General features: G+C 72.1%; 27 protein-coding genes. 20 read left to right on the forward strand and 7 right to left on the reverse strand.

Annotated elements, in window-relative coordinates:
* Positions 1–45 precede the first annotated feature (45 nt).
* Together LN042_RS01565 and LN042_RS01570 are read left to right on the forward strand one after the other, a co-directional pair.
* Positions 46–918: an NAD-dependent epimerase/dehydratase family protein gene (locus LN042_RS01565; RefSeq protein ID WP_230047888.1), complete on the forward strand. Its 873-nt coding sequence runs from the start codon at positions 46–48 to the stop codon at positions 916–918.
* A gap of 86 nt (positions 919–1004) precedes the next feature.
* Positions 1005–2528 carry a S53 family peptidase gene (locus LN042_RS01570; protein WP_230047889.1) on the forward strand — a complete coding sequence of 508 codons (1524 nt, stop codon included), beginning with the start codon at positions 1005–1007 and terminating at the stop codon, positions 2526–2528.
* A gap of 62 nt (positions 2529–2590) precedes the next feature.
* Here LN042_RS01570 and LN042_RS01575 read toward each other — a convergent pair whose 3' ends face one another.
* Positions 2591–3352 carry an SDR family NAD(P)-dependent oxidoreductase gene (locus LN042_RS01575; protein ID WP_230047890.1) on the reverse strand — a complete coding sequence of 254 codons (762 nt, stop codon included), beginning with the start codon at positions 3350–3352 and terminating at the stop codon, positions 2591–2593.
* Positions 3353–3402: 50 nt separating this feature from the next.
* Positions 3403–4542, reverse strand: a complete 1140-nt coding sequence (locus LN042_RS01580; protein ID WP_230047891.1) for an acyl-CoA dehydrogenase family protein — start codon at positions 4540–4542, stop codon at positions 3403–3405.
* A gap of 107 nt (positions 4543–4649) precedes the next feature.
* On the opposite strand from LN042_RS01580, the gene LN042_RS01585 reads away from it, so the two are divergent.
* Complete coding sequence (locus tag LN042_RS01585) at positions 4650–5252, forward strand: TetR/AcrR family transcriptional regulator (RefSeq protein ID WP_230047892.1); 603 nt, start codon at positions 4650–4652, stop codon at positions 5250–5252.
* Between the two features lie 243 nt (positions 5253–5495).
* Positions 5496–5894: a Cif family virulence factor gene (locus LN042_RS01590; RefSeq protein ID WP_230047893.1), complete on the forward strand. Its 399-nt coding sequence runs from the start codon at positions 5496–5498 to the stop codon at positions 5892–5894.
* A gap of 81 nt (positions 5895–5975) precedes the next feature.
* On the opposite strand, the gene LN042_RS01595 is transcribed toward LN042_RS01590, so the two are convergent.
* A complete protein-coding gene (locus LN042_RS01595; protein WP_230047894.1) occupies positions 5976–6404 on the reverse strand; it encodes a DUF4345 domain-containing protein in 429 nt (142 codons plus the stop codon).
* A 90-nt stretch (positions 6405–6494) separates the two neighbouring features.
* Between LN042_RS01595 and LN042_RS01600 the strand changes: the two genes are divergently transcribed.
* Both LN042_RS01600 and LN042_RS01605 read left to right on the forward strand, forming a co-directional pair.
* Complete coding sequence (locus LN042_RS01600) at positions 6495–7103, forward strand: TetR/AcrR family transcriptional regulator (protein WP_230047895.1); 609 nt, start codon at positions 6495–6497, stop codon at positions 7101–7103.
* A 78-nt stretch (positions 7104–7181) separates the two neighbouring features.
* A complete protein-coding gene (locus LN042_RS01605) occupies positions 7182–8003 on the forward strand; it encodes a PhzF family phenazine biosynthesis protein (RefSeq protein ID WP_230047896.1) in 822 nt (273 codons plus the stop codon).
* 219 nt (positions 8004–8222) lie between these two features.
* Here LN042_RS01605 and LN042_RS01610 read toward each other — a convergent pair whose 3' ends face one another.
* Entirely contained in the window at positions 8223–8705 is a 483-nt protein-coding gene (locus LN042_RS01610; protein WP_230047897.1) for a carboxymuconolactone decarboxylase family protein, read from the reverse strand.
* Between the two features lie 87 nt (positions 8706–8792).
* Here LN042_RS01610 and LN042_RS01615 point away from each other — a divergent pair, with 87 nt between their 5' ends.
* From LN042_RS01615 to LN042_RS01625, 3 genes are all read left to right on the forward strand, one after another.
* Positions 8793–9305 (forward strand): nucleotidyltransferase domain-containing protein, encoded by a 513-nt coding sequence (locus tag LN042_RS01615; protein WP_230048078.1) that lies wholly within the window; start codon positions 8793–8795, stop codon positions 9303–9305.
* Between the two features lie 119 nt (positions 9306–9424).
* Positions 9425–9586, forward strand: a complete 162-nt coding sequence (locus LN042_RS01620; RefSeq protein WP_230047898.1) for a hypothetical protein — start codon at positions 9425–9427, stop codon at positions 9584–9586.
* A gap of 127 nt (positions 9587–9713) precedes the next feature.
* Entirely contained in the window at positions 9714–10244 is a 531-nt protein-coding gene (locus LN042_RS01625) for an SRPBCC family protein (RefSeq protein ID WP_230047899.1), read from the forward strand.
* A 102-nt stretch (positions 10245–10346) separates the two neighbouring features.
* On the opposite strand, the gene LN042_RS01630 is transcribed toward LN042_RS01625, so the two are convergent.
* Together LN042_RS01630 and LN042_RS01635 are read right to left on the reverse strand one after the other, a co-directional pair.
* A complete protein-coding gene (locus LN042_RS01630; protein ID WP_230047900.1) occupies positions 10347–10994 on the reverse strand; it encodes an HD domain-containing protein in 648 nt (215 codons plus the stop codon).
* Positions 10995–11246: 252 nt separating this feature from the next.
* The gene (locus LN042_RS01635) at positions 11247–11909 is read right to left on the reverse strand and encodes a LysE family translocator (protein WP_230047901.1); all 663 of its coding nucleotides are present in this window, start codon (positions 11907–11909) and stop codon (positions 11247–11249) included.
* Between the two features lie 76 nt (positions 11910–11985).
* Here LN042_RS01635 and LN042_RS01640 point away from each other — a divergent pair, with 76 nt between their 5' ends.
* The 10 genes from LN042_RS01640 to LN042_RS01685 all read left to right on the forward strand — a co-directional run bounded on the left by LN042_RS01640 (position 11986) and on the right by LN042_RS01685 (position 25197).
* On the forward strand, positions 11986–13500 hold the full coding sequence (locus tag LN042_RS01640; RefSeq protein WP_230047902.1) for an aminotransferase-like domain-containing protein: 1515 nt from the start codon (positions 11986–11988) through the stop codon (positions 13498–13500).
* A 145-nt stretch (positions 13501–13645) separates the two neighbouring features.
* Complete coding sequence (locus tag LN042_RS01645) at positions 13646–14212, forward strand: sigma-70 RNA polymerase sigma factor region 4 domain-containing protein (protein ID WP_230047903.1); 567 nt, start codon at positions 13646–13648, stop codon at positions 14210–14212.
* A 25-nt stretch (positions 14213–14237) separates the two neighbouring features.
* A complete protein-coding gene (locus LN042_RS01650) occupies positions 14238–14813 on the forward strand; it encodes a hypothetical protein (RefSeq protein ID WP_230047904.1) in 576 nt (191 codons plus the stop codon).
* 180 nt (positions 14814–14993) lie between these two features.
* The gene (locus LN042_RS01655) at positions 14994–15707 is read left to right on the forward strand and encodes an LppU/SCO3897 family protein (RefSeq protein WP_230047905.1); all 714 of its coding nucleotides are present in this window, start codon (positions 14994–14996) and stop codon (positions 15705–15707) included.
* A 142-nt stretch (positions 15708–15849) separates the two neighbouring features.
* Positions 15850–16356 (forward strand): hypothetical protein, encoded by a 507-nt coding sequence (locus LN042_RS01660; RefSeq protein ID WP_230048079.1) that lies wholly within the window; start codon positions 15850–15852, stop codon positions 16354–16356.
* Complete coding sequence (locus tag LN042_RS01665; RefSeq protein WP_230047906.1) at positions 16356–17771, forward strand: hypothetical protein; 1416 nt, start codon at positions 16356–16358, stop codon at positions 17769–17771. The genes LN042_RS01660 and LN042_RS01665 overlap by 1 nt, the downstream gene beginning before the upstream one ends.
* Positions 17768–19135 carry a VWA domain-containing protein gene (locus LN042_RS01670; RefSeq protein WP_230047907.1) on the forward strand — a complete coding sequence of 456 codons (1368 nt, stop codon included), beginning with the start codon at positions 17768–17770 and terminating at the stop codon, positions 19133–19135. The genes LN042_RS01665 and LN042_RS01670 overlap by 4 nt, the downstream gene beginning before the upstream one ends.
* A gap of 133 nt (positions 19136–19268) precedes the next feature.
* Positions 19269–20390, forward strand: a complete 1122-nt coding sequence (locus tag LN042_RS01675) for an ATP-binding protein (RefSeq protein ID WP_230047908.1) — start codon at positions 19269–19271, stop codon at positions 20388–20390.
* A gap of 30 nt (positions 20391–20420) precedes the next feature.
* A complete protein-coding gene (locus LN042_RS01680; RefSeq protein ID WP_230047909.1) occupies positions 20421–23363 on the forward strand; it encodes a DUF5682 family protein in 2943 nt (980 codons plus the stop codon).
* A 190-nt stretch (positions 23364–23553) separates the two neighbouring features.
* Complete coding sequence (locus LN042_RS01685) at positions 23554–25197, forward strand: multicopper oxidase family protein (protein WP_230047910.1); 1644 nt, start codon at positions 23554–23556, stop codon at positions 25195–25197.
* On the opposite strand, the gene LN042_RS01690 is transcribed toward LN042_RS01685, so the two are convergent.
* Positions 25176–25454, reverse strand: coding sequence for a hypothetical protein (locus tag LN042_RS01690; protein WP_230047911.1), 279 nt, complete (start codon positions 25452–25454; stop codon positions 25176–25178). The two genes, LN042_RS01685 and LN042_RS01690, sit on opposite strands and share 22 nt — an antisense overlap.
* Positions 25455–25676: 222 nt before the next feature.
* Between LN042_RS01690 and LN042_RS01695 the strand changes: the two genes are divergently transcribed.
* Positions 25677–25805, forward strand: a complete 129-nt coding sequence (locus LN042_RS01695) for a class III lanthipeptide (protein WP_230047912.1) — start codon at positions 25677–25679, stop codon at positions 25803–25805.
* The last annotated feature ends 36 nt before the right edge of the window (positions 25806–25841 follow it).

Below are 25841 nucleotides of genomic sequence, written 5' to 3' on the forward strand. Positions count from 1 at the left end.
CGTAGCGTAATCACGGCAAGACGACTGCAGACGGAGGGGACAATCATGAAGATCCTGGTACTCGGCGCCACCGGCTACATCGGCGCCGCCGCGGTTGACCGGCTCGTCCAGGACGGCCACGAGATCATCCGCCTGGTGCGTGATTCCGCCAAGATCGCACCCGAACTCCCGCACCGGGTGGGCGACCTGAGCGACCCGGCGTCGCTGGGCGCCGCCGTGACCGATGACATCGACGCGGTGGTGCACATCGCCACGCCCACCGGTGACGAGGCGGCGGACTCGGCGGCCATCGACGCGCTGCTGGCGCCGTTGCGCGGGACCGGGCGGGCGTTCGTGTACACCAGCGGGGTCTGGGTGCTCGGCGCCACCGGCGACGCGCCGGTCGACGAGGAGGCGGCCGCCAACCCGATCCCCATCGTCGGCTACCGCCCGCGGATCGAGCAGCAGGTGCTCGACGCGGCGGCGGACGGGGTGCGGGCAACGGTGTTGCGCCCGGGGATCGTGTACGGCAACGGCGGCGGGATCCCGGCGATGATGGTCGGCTGGGCGCGCGAGCACGGCACCGGGCGGTACGTGGGTACGGCCGGGACCCGCTGGCCCGTGGTGCACGTCGAGGACTTGGCCGACCTGTACGCGCTGGCGCTGGGCAAGGACGCGCCCGGCGGTGTGCTGCACGGCGTCGCGTTGGAGGAGGTGCCGGTGGCCGCGCTCGCCGCGGTGGCGGACGTCGCCGCGGGCGGCACCGGCCGCGCCGAGCCGTGGCCGGCCGAGGCCGCCACCGCGGCGTTCGGCGCGCTGTTCGCCGAGGCGCTGGGCCTCAACCAGGTGGTCTCCGCCCAGCGGACCGTCACCGCGCTGGGCTGGCAGCCGAGCCGTCCGCACCCGTTCACCACCCTGGTGGCGGACGCGCGAGGCTGAGTCTTCGCTGACGATCGCGTCAGATCCATTGAGGGGTGGCTGGCCACACTCGTACACTCGCGCCGCAGGTCCCCCAACCACCCCTCATGGAGGACTACTTGAAGGCCACCACCATGCGCCGCCTGCTGCTCGCGGGTGTCAGCAGCCTGGCCCTCGCAGCCACCGGCGTGCTCGCCGCCCCGGTCGGCAGCGCCACCGCGTCCGCCGCCTATCCGGCCGTGCACCCCACCGTCGCCGACTACCTGCAGCTGTCGTCCGGTACCACGCCCCCCACCCAGGCCCAGTGCGCGGCGGCCGGCCGGCGGTGCTTCAGCCCGCAGGCGGTCCGCGCGGCCTACGACGTCGGCCCCTTGTACGCCAACGGCAACGACGGCCGCGGCCAGACCATCGCGATCGTCGACTCCTACGGCAGCGACACCATGGCGCACGATCTGCACGTCTTCGACCAGGCCTTCGGCGTCACCGCGATGTGCGGCGAGGAGGGCGTGACCTGCCGGCCGGGCATGCCGAACTTCAGCGAGCTGCACCTGCAGGGCTCGCCGGCCACCGTGGCACCGCCGCCCACCAGCCAGGGCACCGGGCAGGAGGACAAGGCGGGTTGGGACCTGGAGGTCGCACTCGACGTGGAGACCGCGCACGCGATGGCTCCCGGCGCCAACATCCTGCTGGTCACCACCCCCACCGCCGAGACCCTGGGCGTCCAGGGCCTGCCGCAGATGATGGACGCCGAGCAGTACGTGGTCGACCACCACCTGGCGAACGTCATCTCGCAGTCCTTCTCCAGTGACGAGGGGGCGTTCGGCAGCGAGGCGCCCCTGGAGCACTTGCGGCACGCCTTCGAGTCGGCGGCCCAGAACGGCGTCACGGTGCTCAGCTCGTCCGGCGACGGCGGCTCGGCCGGCTCCACCAAGACCCCGGTGAAGTCGGGCGGCACCACCCTGCCCTACCCGTCGGTGGGTTGGCCGGCCTCCGATCCGCTGGTCACCGGCGTCGGCGGCACCTTCCTGTGCACCGACCCGAACGCGGTGAGCGGACGGACGGCGGACAGCAGTGACAACCCGTCCGCCTGCCAGTCCAACCCCGGTGCGGCCGAGGTCGGTTGGAGCGGATCCGGCGGCGGCTACAGCCAGTTCTTCGGCAAGCCCGACTACCAGTCGTCGCTGCCCGCCGGCTCCACCGCGATCGGCGCCATGCGCGGCGTCCCGGACATCGCGCTGCAGGCCGCGCCCGGTACCGGTGCGCTGGTCTACGTGTCGCTGCCGCCGGACGGCTCCTCCGGCCTCAAGTGCGGTGCCACGGCGTGCAGCTCGGGCTGGTACGACATCGGGGGAACCTCGCTGGCCTGCCCGGAGACGGCCGGCCTGATCTCGATCGCCGACCAGTTGAACGGCGGCGGGCTGGGCCAGATCAATCCGGCGCTGTACAAGTTGAGTTCTGACCCGGCCAAGTACGCCGCCGACTTCAACGACCAGACGCTCGGCAACAACACCACCGACCCGACGGTCCCGGGCTACCCCGCCACCACCGGCTGGGACCCGATCACCGGCCTCGGCACCCCCGACGCAGCCGCGCTGCTGCCCGACCTGGTCAGCGCGGTGCACGCCGGCTGACCCCTGAGCGACCGCGGGCCCGCCCGAACCACCGGGCGGGCCCGCGCCGTTGGGGCGAGGCGTCAGCGGGCCGACATCCGCAGCGCGCCGTCCATCCGGATGGTCTCGCCGTTCAGGTAGTCGTGCTCGGCGACCATGGTGACCAGGCGGGCGTACTCCGTCGGGTCGGCCAGCCGCTGCGGGAAGGTGACGCTGGCGGCGAGCCCGGCCTTCACCTCGTCGCCGAAGCCGGCCATCATCGGGGTGTCCACGATGCCGGGCGCGATGGTGACGACCCGGATGCCGTACTGCGCCAGGTCGCGGGCGGCGGTGATGGTCATGCCGGCCACGCCCGCCTTGGAGGCGGCGTAGGCGATCTGGCCGACCTGGCCCTCGAAGGCCGCGATCGAGGCGGTGTTGACGATGAGGCCGCGCTGGCCGTTGCCATCCGGCTCGTGCCGCGCGATGGCCTCGGCGGCCAGCCGCATCACGTTGAAGGTGCCGATCAGGTTGACGTCGATCACCGTGCGGAACAGGTCGAGGTCGTGGGCGCCCTTGCGGCCGAGGATCCGGGCGGAGGGGGCGATGCCGGCGCAGTTGACGGCGACGCGCAGCCGGGCGCCGTCGGCTTCGATCCGGGCGAGCGCCTCGCGGACCGGCGCCTCATGGGTGACGTCGGCCGAGAGCAGGGTGACGCCGTCGAGTTGCTCGCCGGCGGCCTCGATCGCCTTCTCCAGGTCGAGGCCGTAGACGGTGGCACCGCGGGCCGCCAGGGCGGCGGCGGTGGCGGCACCGAGGCCGGAGGCGGCGCCGGTGACCAGAGCAGCGGATCCGGTGAGGTCCATATGAGGTTCCTTGGGGGAGTTCCTGGGGTGGCGTCTGAGGTGACGGGCCGTCAGCTGGACAGCCCGCGGCTGATAACGAGCCGCTGAATCTGGTTGGTTCCCTCGAAGATCTGCATGATCTTGGCTTCGCGCATATAACGTTCAACCGGGAAGTCCCGGGTGTAGCCGTAGCCGCCGAGCACCTGGACGGCGTCGGTGGTGACCTTCATGGCGGCGTCGGTGGCGATCAGCTTGGCCACGCTGGCCTGGCGGCTGAACGGCCGGCCGGCGTCGCGGCGCCGGGCCGCGTCCAGGTAGGTGGCCCGGGCCGAGTCGACGGCGGCGGCCATGTCGGCCAGCATGAAGCCGAGCCCCTGGTGGTCGATGATCTTCTTGCCGAAGGTGGTGCGCTCGTTGGCGTAGTCGACCGCGGCGTCCAGAGCGGCCTGGGCCAGGCCGGTGGCGCAGGCGGCGATGCCGAGGCGGCCGCCGTCGAGGGCGCTGAAGGCGATCTGCAGCCCTTGGCCCTCGGTGCCGATCAGCCGGTCGGCCTCCAGCACCGCGCCGTCCCAGTAGGCGGCGGTGGTGGGCACCGCCTGCAGGCCCATCTTCCGCTCGGGGGCGCCGAAGGTGAGGCCCTCGGTGGCGCCGGGCGCCAGGAAGCAGGAGATGCCCTTGCCGCCGGGCGCGGTGCGGGCGAACAGCGAGTAGAAGTCGGCCCGGCCGCCGTGGGTGATCCAGGCCTTGGTGCCGGTGATCCGGTAGCCGTCCGGGGTGGGCTCGGCCTTGCAGTTGACCGAGGCGGCGTCGGAGCCGGCCTGCGGCTCGGAGAGGCTGTAGCCGCCGACCATGGCACCGGCCAGCATGTCGGGCAGCCAGCGCTGCTTCTGCTCGTCGGTGCCGAAGGCGTACAGCGGGTGGCAGGCCAGGGTGTGCACGCTGGTGGCGACCGCGATGGCGGCCCAGCGGGCGGCCAGCTCCTCCAGCACCTGGAGGTAGACCTCGTACGGCTGGCCGCCGCCGCCGAACTCCTCGGGATAGGGGAGGCTCAGCAGCCCGGCCTGGCCGAGGATGCCGAACAGGCCCTCGGGGTAGCTCTCGGTGCTCTCGTGCTCTTCGACTCGAGTGGCGAGCTCGCGATCGGCGATCTCGCGGACGAGGGCGATCAGATCCTCTGCGTCCTGGGTGGGGAGCATGCGGTCGACGGCCACGGCGACTCCAAAGCGGTACTCAAGGAGGTACGTCAGTACCGCTTAGCGTAGCGCACGTGGTGACCTGCGGATACGCGGCGCTGCAAGCGGCCTGTAATACTGGCCGCATGATCGAGTCCTCCGCCGTGGGCGCTCCCAGGCTGACCGGCCGCGGCGCGGCCCGCCGGTCGGAGCTGTTCGACGAGTTGGTGGCCCTGGTGATCGCCGAGGGCTTCGCCGGGTTCACCCTGGATGAGCTGGCCGCCCGGCTGCACTGCTCCAAGCGCACCCTGTACGGCCTCGCGGACAGCAAGGAGCAGCTGGTCCGGCGCGTGGCGGTGCACTTCTTCCGGCGCGCCACCGCCCGGGTGGAGGCCGCGCTGGCCGCCGAGACCGACCCGACCGCCCGGCTCGCGGCCTACCTGCGCGCGGTGGCCGATGAACTCGCGCCCGTCGCACCGGTCTTCTTCGACGACGTGGCAGCGTTCCGGCCCGCCGCCGAGGTCTATGAGCGCAACACCCGGGCGGCGGCGGGCCGGATCCAGCAGCTGATCGAGGAGGGCGTGGCGGCGGGCGTGTTCCGCGAGGTCCACGTCGCGTTCGCCGCCGAGGTCATCAGCTCGGTGATGGTCCGCATCCAGCAGCGCCAAGTCGCCGTCGCCACCGGTCTGGCCGACGCGGAGGCCTATGCGCAGCTCGCCGAGCTGCTGCTGCGCGGGCTCACCCGTTGAGGTCGTTCGGCGATCGGCTGACGTTGTTCGGTGGTCGGCTGATGTTGTGCGACGGTCGGCTGACGTTGATCGGTGGCCAGGCGACGTCGATTCGGGGCTCAGCCGTGCAGGAGGCGGTCCTCCTCGGTGGTGGCGAGGCGTTGATGCTCGCGCAGCGGCGGCCCGTCAGGCCGTTGACGGCGAACTCGCACTGCTCGTTGCCGCACTGCGCAAGGTGACCTGTGACATGGTACGTTCCATGCCGTGTCCAAGAGTGAAATCGACGCGGTGACCGCCGAGTTCTTCGGCGCCTTCGACAACCGCGGTGGCAAGCCCGCCGACGTGGACCGGATCCGCCGCCTGATGGTCCCGGGCGGCGTGATCGTCGTGACCCGTCCGACCTACACCGTCTACACGGTGGAGGAATTCATCGAACCGCGCGAACGCCTTCTGTCCGACGGCCGGTTGGTCGAGTTCTCCGAGTGGGAGACCGCCGAGCGCACCGAGATCGTCGGCGACCTCGCGACCCGCATCGGCGAGTACCGCAAGTCCGGCCTCCTCGACGGCGAACCGTACGAGGGCGGCGGCACCAAGCACTTCCACTTCGTCCGCACCCCGGACGGCTGGCGGATCGCCGCCTTCTCCTGGTTCGACCGGCCCTGAAATCGACGCTCCCGGCGGTTCGGCGGTCGCCGGAGGGCTCGGTCGACGTCCGCCGTGCCGAAGGGCGCGATCGGCGGGTCGTCAGTCGCCGGAGGGCTCGGTCAGCGTCCGCCGTGCCGAAGGGCGCTCGGCCGCCGCCCGCTCATCGGCGTTCGCCAGCCAGAAGTAGACGGGCGGCAGGGTCAGTTCGACGACCATCAGGAGCACCTGGAACCACTGCGGCCAGCCGTGCGCGGCCACCGACAGCAGGCGGGCCAGGCCGCCGAGCAGGAAGATCCCGGCCAGCCAGCGGATCGCCTGGGCCGGGATCGGGGCCTGGCGGGCGGCCCAGAGCCAGGCCAGTCCGTAGCCGGCGAAGACCGCGCCCATGAAGCGGCTCCAATTGTCGACCGTCGCATTGGCGCCGCCGTTGCCCGGGACCGCGGCGACGCCCGCGACCACATGGAACAGCCCGATCGCCACGCAGGCGAAACCCATGAGCTGTGCGAGCACCTTGAGAGTCCTGGCCATGATCCCTCCGCGCTGACGGTTATTCGACATGTGTCTACTTGAGCAGCAGTAGAGTGCGTAAGTAGACATGTGTCAAGTACTCTGGCGCTCATGTCTGCCCGTCAGCGCCTGCGCCCAGCCGACCGCCGAGCCCAACTCCTCGCCGTCGGTGCGGAACTCTTCGCCGCCCAGCCCTACGAAGAGGTGCTGATGGAGGACGTGGCAAGCAAGGCCGGCGTGTCCCGGGCACTGCTCTACCGTCACTTCGCCAGCAAACAGGCACTGTTCGCGGCCGTCTACGAACAGGCGGCCGCCCGGCTCCTCGAACGGACCAGGTTCGACCCCGGCGACACCCTCGTCGAGCAGCTGACCGAGGGCATCGACGCCCACCTCGACTACTTCATCGCCAACCGCCAGGCCGTGCTCGCCGCCAACCGGGTGCTGGCCGGCGACCCGGTGGTCCAGACGATCATGAGCAATGAGCTCGACGAGTTGCGCTCCCGGCTGCTCAACGTGTTGCCGCTCGCCGACGAGGCGGGCCGGGAGGCCGTCTCCGACGTCCTGAGGAGCTGGCTGGTGTTCGTCCGAGTGCTCTGCATCGACTGGCTGACTCGGGAGACCTGCAGTCGCACCGAACTGCGTGACGTCTGCATCGGAGCCGTCCTGGGTGCCGTCCGCCCGCTCCTGGCCACCGACCCAGCACCGGACTGGCCGCGGTAGGCGGTGAGTGGCATTCCAGCCGTGCGATCAACACAACGGCCGGGGAGGCCGGTCACGGTCACGCTGGTGGATGCCTGCGTGCGGGCTGACGGGCGCGGCGGCAGCCCCACCGCCGTGCTGGGCGAGGACCCGACGCTCAGCGATGAGCAGCGCCGCCGGATCCCGGGGCTGCTGGGCACCTCGCACGCGGTCTTCGTCGGCACTGGGGTGGATGTCACCACGCTGCGCTTCTTCACCGCCGAGGGGGAGTTGCCCGCCTGCGGCCACGGAACGGTCGCCGCGCTCGCCCACCGCGCGGGCACCGAGAAGCGCAACTGGACCCTGCGGACCGCCGACAGCCACCGGATGCCGGCCCGGACGCGCCCCCGGGGCCTCCTGGTGAGGGCCGAGTTCGAGGCCGGCCGGGTCGGGCTGCGCGAACCCTCCAGCTCCGAACTGGCAGCGGTACTGGCCGCCTTGGGCCTCGGGGTCGAGGCGAGCGGCGCCTGCATGGCGACCCTGGGACGGCCGCGGTTGCTGCTCCCGGTCCCGGACCGCACTCAACTGTTGGCCCTGACACCGGACTTCCCGGCCCTGGCGGCCGCCTGCCGGCAAGTCGGGCTGCTGGGCTGCTACCTCTACACCCGCGGGGAACAGGGCTTCGCCGCGCGGATGTTCGCCCCCGCCATCGGCGTCCCGGAGGACGTCGCCAATGCCAACAGCACCGCCTGCCTTGCCGCCTGGCTGCACACGGGCGACCCGAAGCGTGGCGGAGTCGCCGTCGACATGGGCGACCACCTCGGCAGCCCGGCCACCATCACGGCCGAGGTCGTGGACACCCCGCCGGGTGACCAACCGCTGGTCCGCGTCGGCGGGTTGGCCAGGGTGCGGCGGACGGTGCTGCTGGACCTGCCCGCTTGAGCGGCTCAGCGCGGGGCGGCCTGGCCGAGCCTCGACCAGCCCGTAGGCGCCGTGCGGGCAGAGCAGCCGCACCTCATCCGCACGGTGCAGCGATCACCAGGGTCGCCCCGCAGCACTACGGCGTCGGCGACCGGGCCCGGCCGCGGAGCGGTGATCCAGGGCTGAGCTTCCGGTTGTCCGGTACGCGAGGCGCGCTGCTGGGTCGCGCCTCCCCGGTCGCTACTCCATCGCGGCGAACTGGCCCGGCTGGTAGGAGCCGCCCGGGCTGTGCACGATCACGCTCATCCGGTTGGCCGCGTTGATCAGGGCGACCACGCAGACCAGCGCACCGACCTGGTCGTCGTCGAAGTGCTTGCGCACCTCGGTCCAGGTCCCGTCACAGACGCCCGCGCTGCCGTCGGCGATCCGGGTGCCCTCCTCGGTGAGGGCCAGTGCGGCCCGCTCGGCCTCGGTGAACACCGTGGTGTGCCGCCAGGCGGCCACCAGGCCGAGCCGCAGCGGCGTCTCCCCGGCGGCCGCGGCCTCCTTGGTGTGGATGTCGACGCAGAAGCCGCAGCCGTTGATCTGGCTGGCGCGCAGCTCCACCAGGTGCTGCACGGTCTTCGGGAGCGTCGACTCCTGAAGGGCCAGTGCGGTGCTGTAGAACCGCTTGCCGACCTTGGCGGCGGTCGGGTTGTCGAACAGGTTGAACCGGGCTTCCATGGATTCGTCCTCACATGTGATGGCGGATGTCGCCGTTGTGAAACCGGATGGCGTGGTCGCCACCGGGTGTGGCAGCGTGCGTCCGTGATGCGTGAAACCGACGTGCTCGAGGTGCTGGAGCTGCTGACGGACGCGGGCACCCCCGCGTGGGTTGACGGCGGTTGGGGTGTCGATGCGCTGGTCGGGGAGACCACCCGGGCCCACACGGATCTCGATCTGGTGGTGCTTGCCGACCAACTCGACGTGGCACGGCAGACGTTGAGCCGCGCCGGCTTCGACCGCGTGTTGCGGGACTGGCTGCCGACCGCGCTCGCGGTCGCCGATGCGGCGGGCCGGGAGATCGACCTGCACCCGATCACGGCCGCTGCGGACGGCGGCGGCGACCAACTGCTCCCCGACGGCAGCCGGTTCCACTATCCGGCCCCGGTGCCGGGCCGCATCGGCGGACACGAGGTCCGGTGCGTCGATGCGGCGACCCAGCTGCGGTGCCACCTCGGGTACGAGCCGACCGACAAGGACCGCAGGGACATGGCCCTGCTGCACCAGCGCTTCGGGGTGGCGCTTCCCCAGGAGTACCAGGGGAGTTCGTTGGGGCGGTGAGCGGGCGACCATGTGGCGACAGCTCCTTCGGGGTGGCGGGGTGGAAGCGGCCGTCCGTGCGACGGGCGTCGGACGAACACAAGATGCCGACCACCCGTGCCCCGTGACAGCACACCGATGTGACGTGCGCCACCGTGCGGGGCTGTCACAGAACCGGGCGGACCGGCGTCGAAACCGTCACCGCCCTGCGCATCGACGACCGCGTCATCACCGGCCTCCACGCCCTGCGCGATCCGCAGAAGCTCTCCCGCATGGGCCGGGAGACCGTACTGAGCCGGTGAACACCGAGCAGCGGTGGGACTGGTTGGACATCCGGGAGTACTGGGAAAGCCGGGACGCGTTAGGATCCCGGTGTCAGGGGGCGCCCACCGCGAGGGGGCGACCCGACCGGACAGGGAGGGGGACGACATGCGCATGGCCGACGGCCCGACCGTGGAGTGCGAGATCCAGGTGGCTGGACCCGTGGCGAGGGTCTGGGAGCTGGTGGCCGACATCAACCTGCCGGCCAGGCTCAGCCCCGAACTGCAGCGCGCCGCCTGGCTCGACGGCGCGGGCACACCCGCGCTCGGCGCGCGCTTCGAGGGGCACAACCGCCACGAGAAGCTCGGCGAGTGGCGCACGGTCTCCGAGGTGGTCGAGCTGGAGCCCGAGCGCGTCTTCGCCTGGGCGGTGATGGACGCCGACGGCCGCTTCGGCGAGCCGACGCTCGATCCGGCCCGACGCCTCGCCTCCTGGCGCTTCGAGCTCCACCCGGTGGACGGCGGCACCCGGCTGCGTCAGACGGCGGTGCTCGGCCCGGGCCGCAATGGCCTCAGTCTGGCGATAGAGCGTTGGCCGGACCGCGAGGAGGAGTTCGTCGCCTCCCGCCGGCGCGAGCTCCGCGCCGGCATGGAGGCTACCCTGCGCGGCATCAAGGCGCTTGTGGAGCATGGCAGTTGAGGAAGCCACAGGCCAACGGTCGAAGCGCACCCGGTGCGGTGCCGATCGACATCCGGCGGCCGGGGCCGGGGAGTTCGGCGCAGTAGCGGGGGTAGGCGGTCGTCACTCGCCCCAGCGGGAGGCGGCGGCGGCCGATTCCAGCCCGGTGGTGCCCCCGGGGGCGGCACGTTCGTGGACCAGTTGGGCGGCGAGGCTGTAGCGGGGAGCGGCGAGCGGGCCACGGGAAGCGTGCCGCACGATGTCGTCGACCAGGGCGGTGGCCATGTTCAGGCGCGGATGGGCGGCATGGATCGCCACCGCCTGCTCCTCGCTGACGAACTCGGAGCGGAAACCGAAATCGGTGCTGATGCCGAGGTACGTCAGGTAGGACAGCGGACCGCGGCGCTCGGCGATCCCGGGCGTGGCGTGCAGGGCGATCGCCTCCCACACCGCGTCCACCTGATCGGCCGTGTACTGGTGCTCGGTCAGGAACGCTGCCGCCAGGTCGGCACCCTCGACCTCGAACCGCTGCTCGCCCGGGGCCGCGGCAGAGGTGCCGAGGTCGTGCAGGACGCAGGCGTGGTACAGCAGGTCCGGATCGAAGTCCGTGCCACGGCGTAGGCCTTCGTGCTCCGCCAGCAGCACGGCGAACAGGTAGCTGCGGACGCTGTGGTTGGCGACCGGCTCGCGCTCGCAGGCGCGGACCCAGGCGAGGGCCCGCACCGCGGTGGCGGTGGTCGGCAGGGCGAGGACGTCGGAGATGGTGGCCATGCTCCGACGGTAGGCGGGTGGACCGCCGGCCCGCCAGTGGCACACCTGCCTCCTCCCCCGGTGGCGGCGGCCCGCCGGCGCGGGCTCGGCACACCCGCCGGGTGCCACCGCCCACCTCCGGGCACCACCTCCACCTCCGGATGTCACCGCTGGCTCCGAGTGCCACCGCCCACCTCCGGGTGCCACCGCCATCTCGCAGCGGCGCCACCGGCTACCGGGTGGCGTCCCAGCGGCCGGCCGGAGCCTGACCGGTCAGGCCGCGACCGCCTTGGCGCGGTCGGCGGCGATGTGCAGGGCGAGCGCGCCGAGGACGGTGCCCATGGCGTAGCGCTGGACGCGGAGCCAGGCGGGGCGGCGGTCCAGGAAGGCGGCGATGCCGCCGGCGCCGATGGCGATCAGACCGTTGACGGTGACGGCCACGGCGATCTGGGTGAGGCCGAGCACGAAGCTCTGCGCCGCGACCTGGCCGCGCGACGGGGTGACGAACTGGGGGAGCAGTGAGATGTAGATGATGGCGATCTTGGGGTTCAGCAGGCAGGTGAGGAAGCCCATCGCGAACAGCTTGCGCGGGGGGTCCGGCGGCAGCTGCTTGGGCGCGAACACCGCGGTGCCGCCCGGCCTGACGGCCTGCCAGGCGAGCCAGAGCAGGTAGGCCGCGCCGGCCAGCTTGATCACGGTGTAGAGCAGCGGGACCACCGCGAAGACCGTGGCGACTCCGGCGGTGACGGCGGTCAGGTAGGCGAGGAAGGCGGTCGCGACGCCGGCCAGCGAGAGCAGCCCGGCCCGGCGGCCCTGGGCGATCGAGCGGGACACCAGGTAGATCATGTTGGGCCCCGGAGTGAGGACCATGCCCAGCGCCATCGCGGCGACTGCGAGCATGGCGTGCGGGTCCACGGCTGAGGTGAGCGCGTCCATGCGGCGAGGCTATGGCGATCCGGAACGTCGGTGCAATACTGACTTTGCGCTCGGTGCAATCCGCAGGAGGGGATCCATGGACGACTACCGCGCCATCGCCGACGAGATCGCGGCCCGGATCGCCGACGGCCGACTTCGGCCCGGCGAACAGCTGCCCACCCAGCGCTCCTTCGCCCGCGCCCGGCGGATCGCCAACTCGACCGCGGGCCGGGTCTACCGGGAACTGGTGCGGCGCCAGTTGGTGGTCGGCGAGGTCGGGCGGGGCACCTTCGTGCGGGCCGCGCCCGCCGGGAGCGGGAGCGGGCCCGCGTTGGCCGAGCCGGCCGCGGCCCCCGTCGACCTGGAGCTCAACTACCCCGTGGTGCCGGAGCAGTCGGGCCTGCTGGCGGCCGGCCTGACGCCGCTGCTGCGGGCCGAAGCGCTGGAGGCCGCGCTCCGCCCGATCGGCGTGACCGGCACCCCCGCCGCCCGCCGGGCGTTCGTCCAACTGGTCGCCTGGCCCGGACCGGCCGCCGCGCCCACCCATCCCGAGGACCGCCCCGACGGACCCGGCGCACCCGCCCCGTCCAACGCACCCGGCGCACCCGCCCGGCTCCCCGGACCCGCCCGGCCCTGCCTGCCCGACCGCCCCGAGGCACCCGTCTGGTGCCCGCCCGCCGACGCGGTGCTCTTCGCCGGCAGCGGGCGCCAGGCGATCGCCGCCGCCCTCGCCGCCCTGGTGCCCCCCGGGCAGCGGCTCGGCGTCGAGGCGCTCACCTACCCCGTGGTCAAGGCGGTCGCCCGACAGCTCGGCATCACCCTCGTCCCGCTCCCCGTCGACGATCGCGGGCTGCGCCCCGAGGCCCTGGCCGCCGTCCACCGCACCACGCCGCTGCGCGCCCTCTACCTACAGCCACGCCTGCAGAACCCGCTCGGCGCAACGCTCCCGGCCGAACGCCGCCTGGCGCTCGCCGCCGAACTGCGCCGCCTGGACCTGCCGGTGGTGGAGGACGCGATCTGGGCGTTCCTGCACCCCGACCAGCCGCCGTTCGCCGCGTACGCGCCGGAGCGCACCATCCTGGCCGACAGCCTCGCCAAGCGGCTGGCCCCCGGCCTGAGCACCGGCTTCGCGGTGGTGCCCGAGGAGCTGCGCGAGCCGGTCGCCGCAGCGCTGCGCTCCGGGGCTTGGGCGCCGGGCGGGTTGGCCCTGGAGGCGGCGGTGCGTTGGATCGGGGACGGCACGGTGGCGGCGGTGGCCGCGGCCAAGCGGGCGGACGCGCGGGAGCGCCAACTGCTCGCCCGGCGCCTGCTGTCCGGCTTCCGGCTGCGCGCGGACCCGTGTTCGTACTACGTCTGGTGGGAGTTGCCGACCCCGTGGCGGGCGGAGGCCTTCGTCGCGGCCGCCGCCGGCCAGGGCATCGCCGTGACGCCCGCCGCGGCCTTCGCCGTCGATCCGCGCAGCACACCGGCCGCCGTGCGGGTCGGGCTGGGCTCGCCACAGCTGCCGGTGCTGGCAGGGGCGTTGGAGACGCTGGCCCGGATCGCCCGAGGCGGACCGGAGCAGCCGAACCCGTCATCCCCTCCAGGCACGAATGGCCCAGAAGCCCCTTGAGTAACAGGTGACTCATATATCGTCAGATCATCGTGTATTGGGAACATTACCGTCGGTTATCATTCCGTGAGTCCGCCGCACAACGGCCCTGCGCATGCGCTTGCATGGGTCCCGGCAGCAGCAGCGGACGTCACTGGGGAGGGCCATGAACGACGGCAACGGCACCGCGCCGGACGGCGCCCGCCTGCGCTTGACCTTCGAGGCGTTCCGCGACCTCAACGACCGGGTGTGGACCGGCTTCGCCCGCACCCAGGTCGGCGACCACGGGGACGCCGATCGGCTGGTGGTCCAGGGCATGGCCGAACACTTGCGGCAGAACTGGCAGTTGGCGCTGCGGCAGGAAATGCCGGCGGCATATGCCTGGCGACTGCTCAAGGAGCACATCGCCGCCTGGCTGGCCGCCCAGAGCCGTCCCGCGGTGGTCCAGACCGTCGCCCTGGACGCCGTTCTCGACCGGTTCTGCAAGCGCGCCGGGCTGGGACCGGCCGACCTGCCGGACGAGCGGATCGCGTTGCTGGCGGCGATGCAGGAGCTTCCCGAGCGGCAACTCGATACCATGATCCTGACGTACTGCCTCGATCAGGACGACACCGCGACCGCCGGCTACCTCGGCATGCCGGCGGCCGGCTTGCGCTCGCACCGCCGGCACGCCCGTCGCCGACTGGCCAGGGCGATCGGCTGGGCCGAGCCCGCGGAACAGGAGGACGAATGAGAGAGCGACGGGGGGCGGTGCACCCATGACCGGCCGGCTGATGGCACGGGTCACCGCCGCGCCGGCCCCGTACCCCTCCGAGCACGAGCAGGCCGGGCACGAACTCGACCTCGCCATCGCCCTGGTGCTCAACGCGCCGCAGGCCGGGCGCTCCCTGGAGCGGCTGGTGAACAGCGACCGGATCCACCCCGAGGGCGCGCTGGTCTTCGCCTGCCTGCTCGCCGTCACCGGACGCCTCGATCCCGCCCAGTTCTGGTGGCAGTTCGCCGCCGGATCCGGCAGCCACACCGCCGCCAACCTGCTCCACCTGCACCACATGCGCCTGGGTGAGCCGCGTGACGCCGCCTATTGGCGGGCCGAGGCCGAGCAGCTCGCCCAGGCGCCACGCCGGACCGTGCACAGCCGCCGCACCGGCCCCGCGCTGCTGCCGGACGAGGTGCGGCACGATCTGCTGGCCCGCTGCCACGAAGGCCTGGACGCCCGGCTGCCGACCGCCCTGGAGGCCGTGATCAACCGCCTGTGCGTCGCCGCCGACGACGAGGACTACGGTGAGATCCCCCAGCCGTCAACGGCCTTGAGCACCGACTTGGCGGCCGGCTGACCGGCCGCGCGCCAAACCGCTTGCCCGCTGTGAAGATAGCGACGCTATCCTTTGACTCGCCGTAGCCCCCGTACTACAAGCTGACAAGACGTCAGGAGAGGGCCGCGGAACCGGGCGAGGCTGACGGCGCGTCACCCAGTGCGCCCATGGAAGCCGACCACTGCTAGGCGAGGGGGCCTCGTGTCGAACATCATCATGCTGCAGCTGACCAGGGAAGAGGCGGCTGCCGGCACATACCGGACGATCAACACGGCTACCGGGCCGACCACGATCCACATCCCGCCGGTGCAGGACGGCATGGTGGTGCGCGTGCCCACCGCCGACGGCGGCGAGGTGTACGCCCGGATCCAGATCATCGGCGGCCAGCCGGGGGTGCCGACCAAGAGCAAGGCGCCGCTGGTGGTCCTGGTGTCCGTCATCGCCGTCGTGGCGATCGGCGTGACCCTCGGCCTCACGCTTGGCCAGCACCACGACAGCCCCTACTCCAGCCCGACGGTCGACCCCGTCGTCACCCAGACCACCGACAGCGCCACCACCCCCGCGCCCGACGACACCGACACCGCCCTCCCGACCGACCCGGACACCTACCAGCCGCCGACCACCGACCCCACGTCGCCCTCCGAAAGCCCGTTCACCGACGGCTCCTGCCTCAGCGGCACCCTGCCCGACTCGACGACCGCCCAGCCGGTGACCGACGTCAACGTGGTCGACTGCGGCTCCTCGGACGCGCACTACAAGATCATCCACACCTTCCCGTTCAGCGACGACCTGCACCAGTGCGACAGCGTCTCTGGGACCGAGTACATGTTCTCCGAGACCAGGACCTGGGGCGGGGCCACACTGATGTCCACCGTTTACTGCGTGAAGGGCCTGGGCTCCTACTCCCGCAGCTGAGCAACCACCGCACCAGCTTCGTTCGCACCGAGGGGGCCGCGCGCGACCCGGCGGCCGACGGCCGCTGTCAGTGATCGCGAGTAGCTTCAGCACATCCCGCCGATCCGGCGAGGTAACCCCTCGGTGCGAAGGAGATGGTGTGTTGTCAGCCTGGGAGGAGTCGAGCACGGCGCGCGTGGTACCGCCCGCGCGCCCGCGCAAGCTCGCCAAGGTGCCGTTCGTCGAGTTGGCCGACGGGCGGTTGCAGGGCGTGGTGTCCAGCGGCTCGGACATCGAGCGGGTCTACGTCTCGTCGATCGCCGCGGGCAGCTTCGGGTACGCCTGCAGCACCAACAACAACCGTCCTTGCGGCGGCGCCCGCGGCTCCTTCTGCAAGCACATCCAGGCCCTGGTCGGCGAGGCCGTGCTGCAGTACGGCGCCGAGCGGGTGGTCCGCTACCTGCGGATCGAGCTCGCCGATCCGCAGACCGACGCGGCCGGCCTGACGGCGGCGATGCTCGCCACCCGGCCGGTACCGGATCCCGGCAAGGCCCCCGCGGCAGTCTTCAGCCGCTTCCTGCGCCACCTGGCCTACCTGGAACTGGGGCCGAGCAGCACGCCGCTGCCCGAGCTGCAGTGGTTCCCGGCGAGCCGGACGGCGGTGGCGTGATGCGAGCCGACCTGCTGACCGAGCCGGTCGACGGACTGGACGAACTCCTCGCCGCCGTGGCCGCGTTCGACCAGGTGCTGGTGACCGGACTGCTCCGCCCGCACCCCGCCCAGGCTGCCGGGCTGGCCGGACTGGCCGACGCGGTGGCCGGCTCGCCGCTGGCCGCCCGGGTCGCCGAGGCCGCCGAGAAGGCGGCAGCCGGCGCCGCGGGGGAGGAGCACTTCGTCGCCCTGGCCGCTGCCCGCACCGCACTGCTCGGCGCCGCCCACGACGCCCTGACCGCCCGCGCCGCCGAGTCCGTCGGACGGACCGTCGGCCCCGCGCCCGCCTTCACCCCCGGCGAGCCGCAGGCGGCCAACCTGTCGGCCGCCGCCCGCTCCTGGCTCTGCGAGCTGGGCCGGGCCGGCTGGCAGGGCATCGACCACGAGCTGATCTCGGGCGCGGCGCAGATCGTCTCCGCGATGCTGCCCGACCCCGGCCTGCGCCGACTGGCCGTGCTGCTCGACGGGTTCGCCGCCGAGCTCGCCGCCTGCTGCCCGGGGGCCACCCTGGAGCTGGTGCCGCTGCGCCGCTGGGCCGATCTCTGGTCCCGGGCGCTGCTGCTCACCCAGTCTGGCGCCACCGGCCCGGCCCCGACCGGCCGCGCCACCGGCCGGCTGCTGCCGCTCGGCGTCGACCTGCAGGAACACGCGACCGCCGCGCAGGCCCAGGTGCACGCGGTGTTCGAGCCGGCCGACGGCAGCCCGTCCCGGCTGGTGCGGGCGTCCGTCGCAGTGCCCAAGCCCGACACGGTGGTCGGCGCCGGCGTCTGGCAACTGCTGCGCCCGCACCTGTCGTTGCTGGCGGCGCTCGGCGACGGCCGTTCGATGGAGATCACCGAGCTGCCGATCACCGACGACGGGGACCTGATCTGGAGCGATGCGCAGGCCCGCGCCGGCGAGCCGGCCGATCCCTTCGCCACCGCCCGAGTCGCCCTGTCCGCCGCCGAGTTGCCCGCCACCGCCCCGCTCGACCGGCATCCGGCGCGGATCGCCGTCCCGCTGCTGCTGGAAGGCTACGCAGCAGTGGCCGACGGGGACGCCGTGGCGTTCACCCTGGCCGGGACGGGGGCAGCCCCGGCCGAAGGCTGGGGGAGGATCGCCGTCGACACCGACCGGATCCCGAGCGCCGGTCCGCTCACCCCGGCCGCGGTCGCCGCGTCCAGCGCCTGCATCGGCCTGCTCCGGTGGGACGCCGGGGAGTTCACGGTGCAGCCACTGGCTGTCGAGACCACCGTGCGCAAGAAGACCGTGGCCGTGCACTCCGGTGCCTGGGCCGGCGGCACCACCGACAAGCTGGGTGCCAAGGGCGAGAAAGCCGCCACCGAGGCCGTCGCGGTGCTGCGCGAGCGAGCGGGCAGGCTGCTGCGCAAATGACCGAGAACACGGACGAACTGACGACAAGCCAGGAACATCGCCGCCAGGTGCTCTACTGGCGGTTGCTGGCCCGGCTCTTCGACTCCGAGGAGCAGCCCGCCCTGGAGTCCGCGAGCCTGGCCGTGGTCGAGGACATCGGCCTGCCGGCCGGACTGCTCGACCCCGGCACCTCGGTCGACTCCATCGTGCAGCGCCACCCGGCGCTGGCCGAGGAGTTCGACGGCCTGATGGTGCCGGAACCGCTCGGCGACGGGGAGCGCGACCGGGCCGCCGAGGTGCGCCGCGCCGCGCTGGCCGCCAAAGTGCTGCTGAACGTCTTCTCCACCGGCTCCGGCCCGGTCAGTGCGAAGCAGCTCGCCCGCTGGCAGTCCGACGCCGGCTGGCTGGAGAAGGCGCTCGGCTGCCGCCCCGGCGAGCTGCGGGGCGGCAAGGGCGGTGGCGGTGCGGCGCCGGAGCCGGGCACCCTGTTTCCGGCGTTCGGACCGCAGTTGGGCGAGATCGAAGCCGACCTGGTGAAGCGGATGCGGCTGCGTGAGGTGCTCGCCGACCCCGTGCTGGCCGCCCAGTTGACCCCGAGCATGTCGCTGATCGAGCAGCTGCTGCGCGACAAGCACAACCTGTCCGGCTTGGCACTGGCCAACGCCAAGTCGCTGATCCGGCGGTTCATCGACGAGGTCGCCGAGGTGCTGCGCACCCAGGTGGCCAAGGCCACGGTGGGCGAGCTCGACCGCTCGGTGCCGCCCAAGCGGGTGTTCCGCAACCTGGACCTCGACCGCACCGTCTGGAAGAACCTCACCAACTGGAGCCCGGAGGAGGAGCGGCTCTACGTCGACCGCCTCTACTACCGGCACACCGTCCGCAAGACCACGCCGAACCGGCTGATCGTGGTGGTGGACCAGTCCGGTTCGATGGTCGACTCGATGGTCAACTGCACCATCCTGGCCTCGATCTTCGCCGGACTGCCCAAGGTGGACGTGCACCTGATCGCCTACGACACCCGTGCCATCGATCTGACGCCCTGGGTGCACGACCCCTTCGAGACCCTGCTGCGCACCAATCTCGGCGGCGGCAACGACGGGCCGATCGCGATGGCGATGGCCCGTCCGAAGATCGCCGAGCCGAAGAACACCGTGCTGGTGTGGATCTCGGACTTCTACGAATTCGACCGATCCCAGCCGCTGTTCGAGGGCATCGAGGCGGTGCACCGGTCCGGAGTGAAGTTCATCCCGGTCGGGTCGGTGACCAGCTCCGGACGCCAGGAGGTCAACCCCTGGTTCCGGGAGCGCTTCAAGGCCCTTGGCACGCCCGTGGTCTCCGGGCACATCAACAAGCTGGTGCACGAGCTCAAGGCCTTCCTCGCCTGAGCGGCGAGCGCCCTCGTCCGAGCGGCCGAGCCGAGCGCTCTCGCCCGAGCGGCTCGCCTGACCGTCCTCGCCCGAGCGGCTCGCCTGACCGGTGAGCACCATCCAATTTCCCTCGCAAGAAAGGCCCTTCCGCATGTCCGACCTGCTCCGCGCCCCCGCCGAGATCAAGTACGCCGAGGAGCTGGCCTGGCTGGAGTCGGTCGACACCGGCCCCAAGCCGTTCTCCTGGCGGCTCTCCCCGAAGATGATCCGCCTGTTCATCCTCGGCTCCGAGCGCGCGGACGGCCTGGACCGCGAGGTCCAGCAGAAGTGGTTCGGTGACCGCAGTCTGGTCGAGCGCGCCATCGTCACCCTCGCCTCGGACCGCGGCCTGCTGCTGATCGGCGACCCGGGCACCGGCAAGAGCTGGCTGGCCGAGCTGCTGGCCGCGGCGATCTGCCGCAACTCCACCCTGGTGGTGCAGGGCACCGCCGGCACCACCGAGGACCACATCAAGTACTCCTGGAACGTGTCCATGGTGATCGCCAAGGGCCAGTCCAGGGAGTCGATGATCCCGTCACCGATCATGACCGCCATGGAGACCGGTGCGATCGGCCGGTTCGAGGAACTCACCCGCTCCACCAGCGACGTGCAGGACGCACTGATCTCCATCCTCTCCGAGAAGTACATATCGGTGCCCGAACTCGACAGCGACAACAGCGACAACATCGTGTTCGCCAAGCCCGGCTTCTCGATCATCGCCACCGCCAACAGCCGCGACCGCGGCGTCAACGACCTCTCCTCCGCGCTCAAGCGGCGGTTCAACTTCGTGCGCATCCCGGTGGTGACAAACAAGCGCAGTGAGGCGGAGATCGTGCGGTTCCGCACCGAGGAGCTGCTGCGCCGCCACCAGATCGAGCTGGACGTGCCGCCGACCCTGCTGGACGTGCTGCTGCAGAGCTTCGCCGACCTGCGCGAGGCCTCGGCCTCGGCCGGCAGCGACGACGAGAAGCTGGAGTCCGCGCTCTCCACCGCCGAGCAGATCGGCGTGCTGGAGGACGCCATCCTGCACAGCAACTTCTTCGGTGACCGCGCCCTGACCGCCCGCACCCTGGCCTCCTCGCTGGTCGGCTCAATGGCCCGCCGCGAACCGGAGGACTTGGCGATCCTCAACAAGTACCTGCACGGCGTCGTCGAGCCGCGCAGCAAGGAAGCGGGCGGCGAGTGGCCCGAGTTCCTCGCGGGCGGTCGCGAGACCATCGCCACGCTGTCCTGAACCACCGCGCCCGAGAAGGGGTTTCACCAGATGAGCAGCAGTCACGAGGGCACCTTCGACGCGTTGCGCTCGCAGCTGCGGGAGGCGGCTGCGACCTTCGCCGACGGCCCCGACGCCCTGGAGGGCATCCTGCTCGGCATCGTGGACGACGTGGACCGGGCGGTGGCCGAACCGCTGGAGATCTTCCCGGTCTGCCACCACTCGCCGGCCTCGGCGACCGCGATGGCCCGCCGCCTGCGCGAGAAGCAGCCCAAGGTGGTCTACCTGGAGCTGTGCGAGGACATGGCGCCGCTGCTGACCGAACTGCGCAACTGCCGCCTGCCGGTGGCGGTCCAGGCGTTCGCCAGCGAGGTCAAGGGCTTCCCGGTCGACTGGGCGCCGCTCTCGGTGGTCGCGCCGATCACCGAGGCCTCGGCCGAATACCAGGCGATCGCCTACGCGTTGGACACGCCGGGGGTCGAACTCGTCCTGGTGGACCGCTCTTCGGACCACGTGTTCCAGTGGCAGCAGGACGCTGCCGAGCCGGAGCCGGAGCCGGAGCCGGAGCCGGAGTCGGCCGGGGCCGGTTCCGAGGCACCGGCGGTGGCGCAGGAGGCCGCCCTGCACGGCGACGCGGTCGGGGTGGAGATCGGAGATCTGCGGCCCCGGTTCGTCGAGTTGGAGGAGCACCTGCTGCGTCACGGCCGGGTGCGGCACTGGTCGGAGTGGTGGCACCAGTACGTCGAACTGCCGCTCGGTGACGCCGATCACGACACCTACCGGCAGGTCATGCTGCTGATCGGCAGCCTGTTCCGGCGCCTCGCCCCCGGCGACCCGCACCGGGTGCGGGTGGACGAGGACCGCGAACGCCACATGTGGACCAGGATGCGGCAGCACCTCGCCGCCACCGGCACCGACCCGGCGGACTGCCTCTACGTCTGCGGCGCGTTCCACGCGGCCAGCCGGGTCGCCGAGTTCGGCGTGCACGGCAGCGACGGCTTCCGGATCGGCCCGCGCACCGACACCGTCTGGCAGCACGGCCTGATCCCGTCCAGCCACGCGGCGATCGAGGCGCAGTTCGGTCTGGCCGGCGGCTCGGTGTCGATCGCGGCGACGCTCTGGGCGAAGAACCTCAAGCGCACCGGGGTGCAGCCGTTCCAACTCGCCGGCCAGGCAGGGGCCAAGAAGCGCGGCAAAGCGGGCGCGAAGGCCCCGGCCGCGCCCGTGCCGACCGTCGCGCCCGCGCCTGCCGCTGCCCCCGCGCCCGTGTCGACCGTCGCGCCCGCGCCTGCCGCTGCCCCCGCGCCCGTGTCGACCGTCGCGCCCGCGCCTGCCGCTGCGCCGGTCGCCGTGCCCGCCGACCAGCTCTCCGGCTTCCTGCGCCGGCCACCCGTGCTGGACCGCCTGGACGAGGACGAACTGCTCGGCTGGTGCGTGGAGATCGTGCGCGCCGCACGCCGCAACGGCTACCTGGCGTCCACTGCCGACGCCATCGCGGTCTTCGAAACCTCCATCCTGCTGGCCGCGATGCGGGACCGGGCCAAACCCACTCCGTACGACTTCCTGGACGCGGCGGTCACCTGCATCGAGAAGGACGCCGTCCCCGGCCGGCGCGACGTCCGCCGTCTGGTCGAGATCATGATGGGTGGGGACCGGATCGGCCAGGTCGGCTACGACGCGCTGCCGCCGTTGGCCCGCGATGTCCACGACCGGCTCGCCGCGCTCGGACTGAAGATCGAACAGCGCGGCGTGCAGCGGGCGTTGCTGGACATCGCCGGGAAACCGGAGCTGGCGGGCTGCAGCGACGTGCTGTGGAAGCTGCGCTCGCTGCTGCCCGGCGGCGCGGTCCGCCCGATCATGGGGGAGCGGGGCCTCGGCGGGCCGCCCTCGCTCCAGGAGTCCTGGGACCTCGCCCTGGGCACGCACCAACGGGAGTTGATCCAGCTCGGCTACGAGGGCGTCAGCATCGAGCAGGTGCTGGAGCAGCGGCTGCGGCGCCGGGCCGGCCACTCGCAGGCCACCGCGGCCACCGTGCTCGGCACCGTCGAGGACGCGCTGCGCTACCTGCGCAGCAACCGGCTCGCCCAGGAGCTGGGCACCCGGGCGCTGGACGTCCTGGTGACCGAGCGCGGGGTGGACGGCGCGCCGGAGGTGCTCCGCCTGGTGCGCACCCTGCTGGCGCACTACCGCACCGCCGAACCGGTGCTGCCCGGTTGGCTGGAGTCGTTCGTCAGGACCGGTTACGCGCACTACTGCACCAGGCTGCCGATGGCCTTCACCGATGAGGACGCGACAGTGCGCCAGGTCGGTGCGATGCTGGGCTTCCTGTTCAGCATGGAGGGGTTGGCGCTCTCACTGGGCTGCGACCGGACCCAACTGGAGCTGGCCGTCGCCCAGTCGCACCCCACCGACCAGGCGAAGACTGCGCTGCTCTGGGCGGGCCAGGTGCAACTCGGGGTGCTGAGCCGGCAGGAGTTGCGCGAGCGGTGCGACGCGCTGCTGGCCAACCCCTTGGTGCTGCCCGCCTATCCGCGCTACCTCAGCGGGTTCCTGCACGCCTTGGAGCCGGTGCCGAACCTCACCGACTTCGTGGTGGAGGCGGTCTCCAACGCGTTCGGTCGACTGCCCGACCCGGTGCTGCTGCCCTGGCTGCCGACCCTGATCACCACCCTGCGCGGTGGCGGCGCAGAGCCGGCTCCGCTGCTGATCCGGGAGGCCGGGCGGATCTTCCCCGGCCGGCTGGACGCACTGGACAGCTGGGTGCCGCCGTGGCTGGCGCGGCCCGCCGCCGCACCGGCGGTGCGGCGCTCGGACGGCGGTCAGCGAGGGCCGGCCCTGCTGGCCGCCCATCCGTCGGCGTGCGACGCGGCGGCGACGCTGCTGGGATGCGCGGGCGAGTGGACCTCAGCCATCGATGGCCCATCAGGTTCCGTGCTGCTCAAGGGATTTCCTGACACAGCGCTCGCGCTGGACCGGTTGCTGGCCGCCCGGTGAGCCTGCCGCCCGTCGCCCTTCCCGGGGCGGCGGGCGGTCGCACGACGGCCGGCCTTCGACGTCCCGGCCGATGGCAAGTCACTGCACGCACTACCTGACGTCAAACCTTGTCAGCGCGAACGGAATTCACCAACGTTGGGAGCTGCCGAACTGCTCATCGACCCTCTGGAGCACCCCTGTCATGCCTGCGATGTCCGACGACACCGTGGCGGCCGCCGAAGCGCATCGGCAGCAGACCCGCCGCACCCGCCGCCTGTTCCACGCCATGACCGCCATCGCCCTGCTGATCTCGGCGGCCGTCGGCACCGCCGCGATGGCGGACACGCCGCCGCCGGGACCCAACCCGTCGACCGCCGAGCAGGAACAGGGCATGCACCCCGGCCGGCCGTTCCACGATCCGGCCGATGCCGACACCGCGGGCAGCCAGGACCTCGACATCACCCTGGACGCGGCCGACACCCGTTTCGACGTCGGTGGCCGCAAGGTCTACGGGCAGTCGTACAACGGCTCGTTCGTGGCGCCGACCATCCGCATGACGCCGGGCTCGACCGTCACCATCAAGCTGGTCAACCACCTGACCGTGGCCACCAACCTGCACTTCCACGGGTTGCACGTCTCCCCGGAGGGCCAGGCGGACGATCCCTTCATCTGCGTGGCTCCCGGCGCCGAGACCACCTACCAGCTGGCGATCCCCGCCAACCACCCGCAGGGCACCTTCTGGTACCACTCGCACGCCATGAGCAAGACCTGCCCGCCCCCCGGCAGCACCGACGGGATGGACGACGGCATGGACGACGGGATGCCGGACGCGTCCGACCCGTCCGGCGCGCCCAGTGCGTCCGGCACCGGCTTCACTCCCGGCGACGTGATGAACCAGGTGTTCGCCGGCCTGTCCGGCGCGATCATCGTCGGCGACAACCGCACCCTGCTGCCCCGCGACCTGCGCTACACCACCACGCACACCATGGTGCTGAAGGACGTCCAGCTGGACGCCACCGGCCACATCGTGCAGGGCTTCATCAACTCCAAGGCCCCGACCGTGCGGCTGGTCAACGGCCAGCTACGGCCGGTGCTGACCATGAAGCCCAATGAGACCCAACTGTGGCGGCTGGTCAACGCCGGAGCCAACATCTCCTACCAACTCCAGCTGGACGGCTACCAGTTCACCGTGATCGGCGAGGACGGCGAGCCGGTCAACCAGGTGACCACGCCCGATCGGCTGCTGCTGCCGCCGGGCAAGCGCTACGACGTCCTGGTGACCGCGAGCGACCACCCCGGCACGGCGACCCTGCGCAACGTCGCCTTCAACACCGGTCCGATCGGCGACAACTACCCGGACGTGCCGCTCGCCACCATCAAGGTGGCCGGCCACCCGGCGCCCAAGAAGTCCACCGTCTCCGGCAGCATCCCGACCGCGCCGGCCGACCTCTCGGCGGTGCCGGTCGCGCAGCACCGCACCGTGGACCTCACCCAGAGCTCGGACAACCTGAGCTACTACATCAACGGCAAGCAGTTCGCGATGGACGCGCCGGCCTTCGGCACCCCCGCCAAGCTGGGCACCGTCGAGGAGTGGACCATCGTCAACCACACCGGTGTCGACCACCCGTTCCACATCCACACCAACGCCTTCCAGGTGGTCTCGATCAACGGCGTGCCGCAGCCGTACACCTCCCGGGCGGACGACGTGCCCGTGCCGCACGAGGTCAACGGGGTGCCCGGCCAGATGGTCATCCGGGTCGACTTCGCCGACTTCCCGGGCAAGTGGATGTTCCACTGCCACATCGCGGCCCATGAGGACTTCGGGATGATGAGCTACATCAACGTGGTCCCGTAGCCGGCGATCGCGGGTGAGCGCCGCTGGTCGGTGCCGGAGTCGCTGCGGATCACCGCCGCGCTGACCGCGGTGCCGGCGCTCGCGGTGGGGCCGGCAGCAGCCGCAGTGCGCTCACTGAGCCGCTGCTGAGCCGGGCCCGTGAGCTCGGCTCGGTCGGCCTGCTGCTCTCCGGCGACCCGCGCGAGGGCGCCCTGGTCGGCAGCGAATGCGCCGCCCTGCGGCCGCCGGGTCGCGCCCTGCTGGTCCGCCGCGCCCACCCGTCCACGGTGGTCCAGCTCGCCCTGCCGGAGGACCGGGACGCGTCCTGACCGTCCGGCACCGAGCGCTCCCGGAAGCCGCGCCCGCCCGGGTGCGGCTTCTCGCGTTCGGGAGCGCGATGGCGCCTTCCCAGTGGTCTCACATCGGTTCCCCAGTGGCCGGTGGTTCGGTGGGTCCCGCCGGCCGGTCCGGTCGGCAGGACCCACCCGAAGGAGAACACCATGACCAAGATCCTGCGCCTGCAGGAGCTGGAGGTCGAGGAGACCACCGCTCTCGTCGACGCCCTCAGCTCCGGCTCCTGCGACAGCAACAGCTGCAACACCACGTCGCCCGGGCACGGCAGCGCCTGATCACGCGCCGCTGAACCACTGCCCCGGCGGTCGGAG

It is taken from the genome of Kitasatospora humi (assembly GCF_020907985.1).
Taxonomy (GTDB): Bacteria; Actinomycetota; Actinomycetes; order Streptomycetales; family Streptomycetaceae; genus Kitasatospora; species Kitasatospora humi.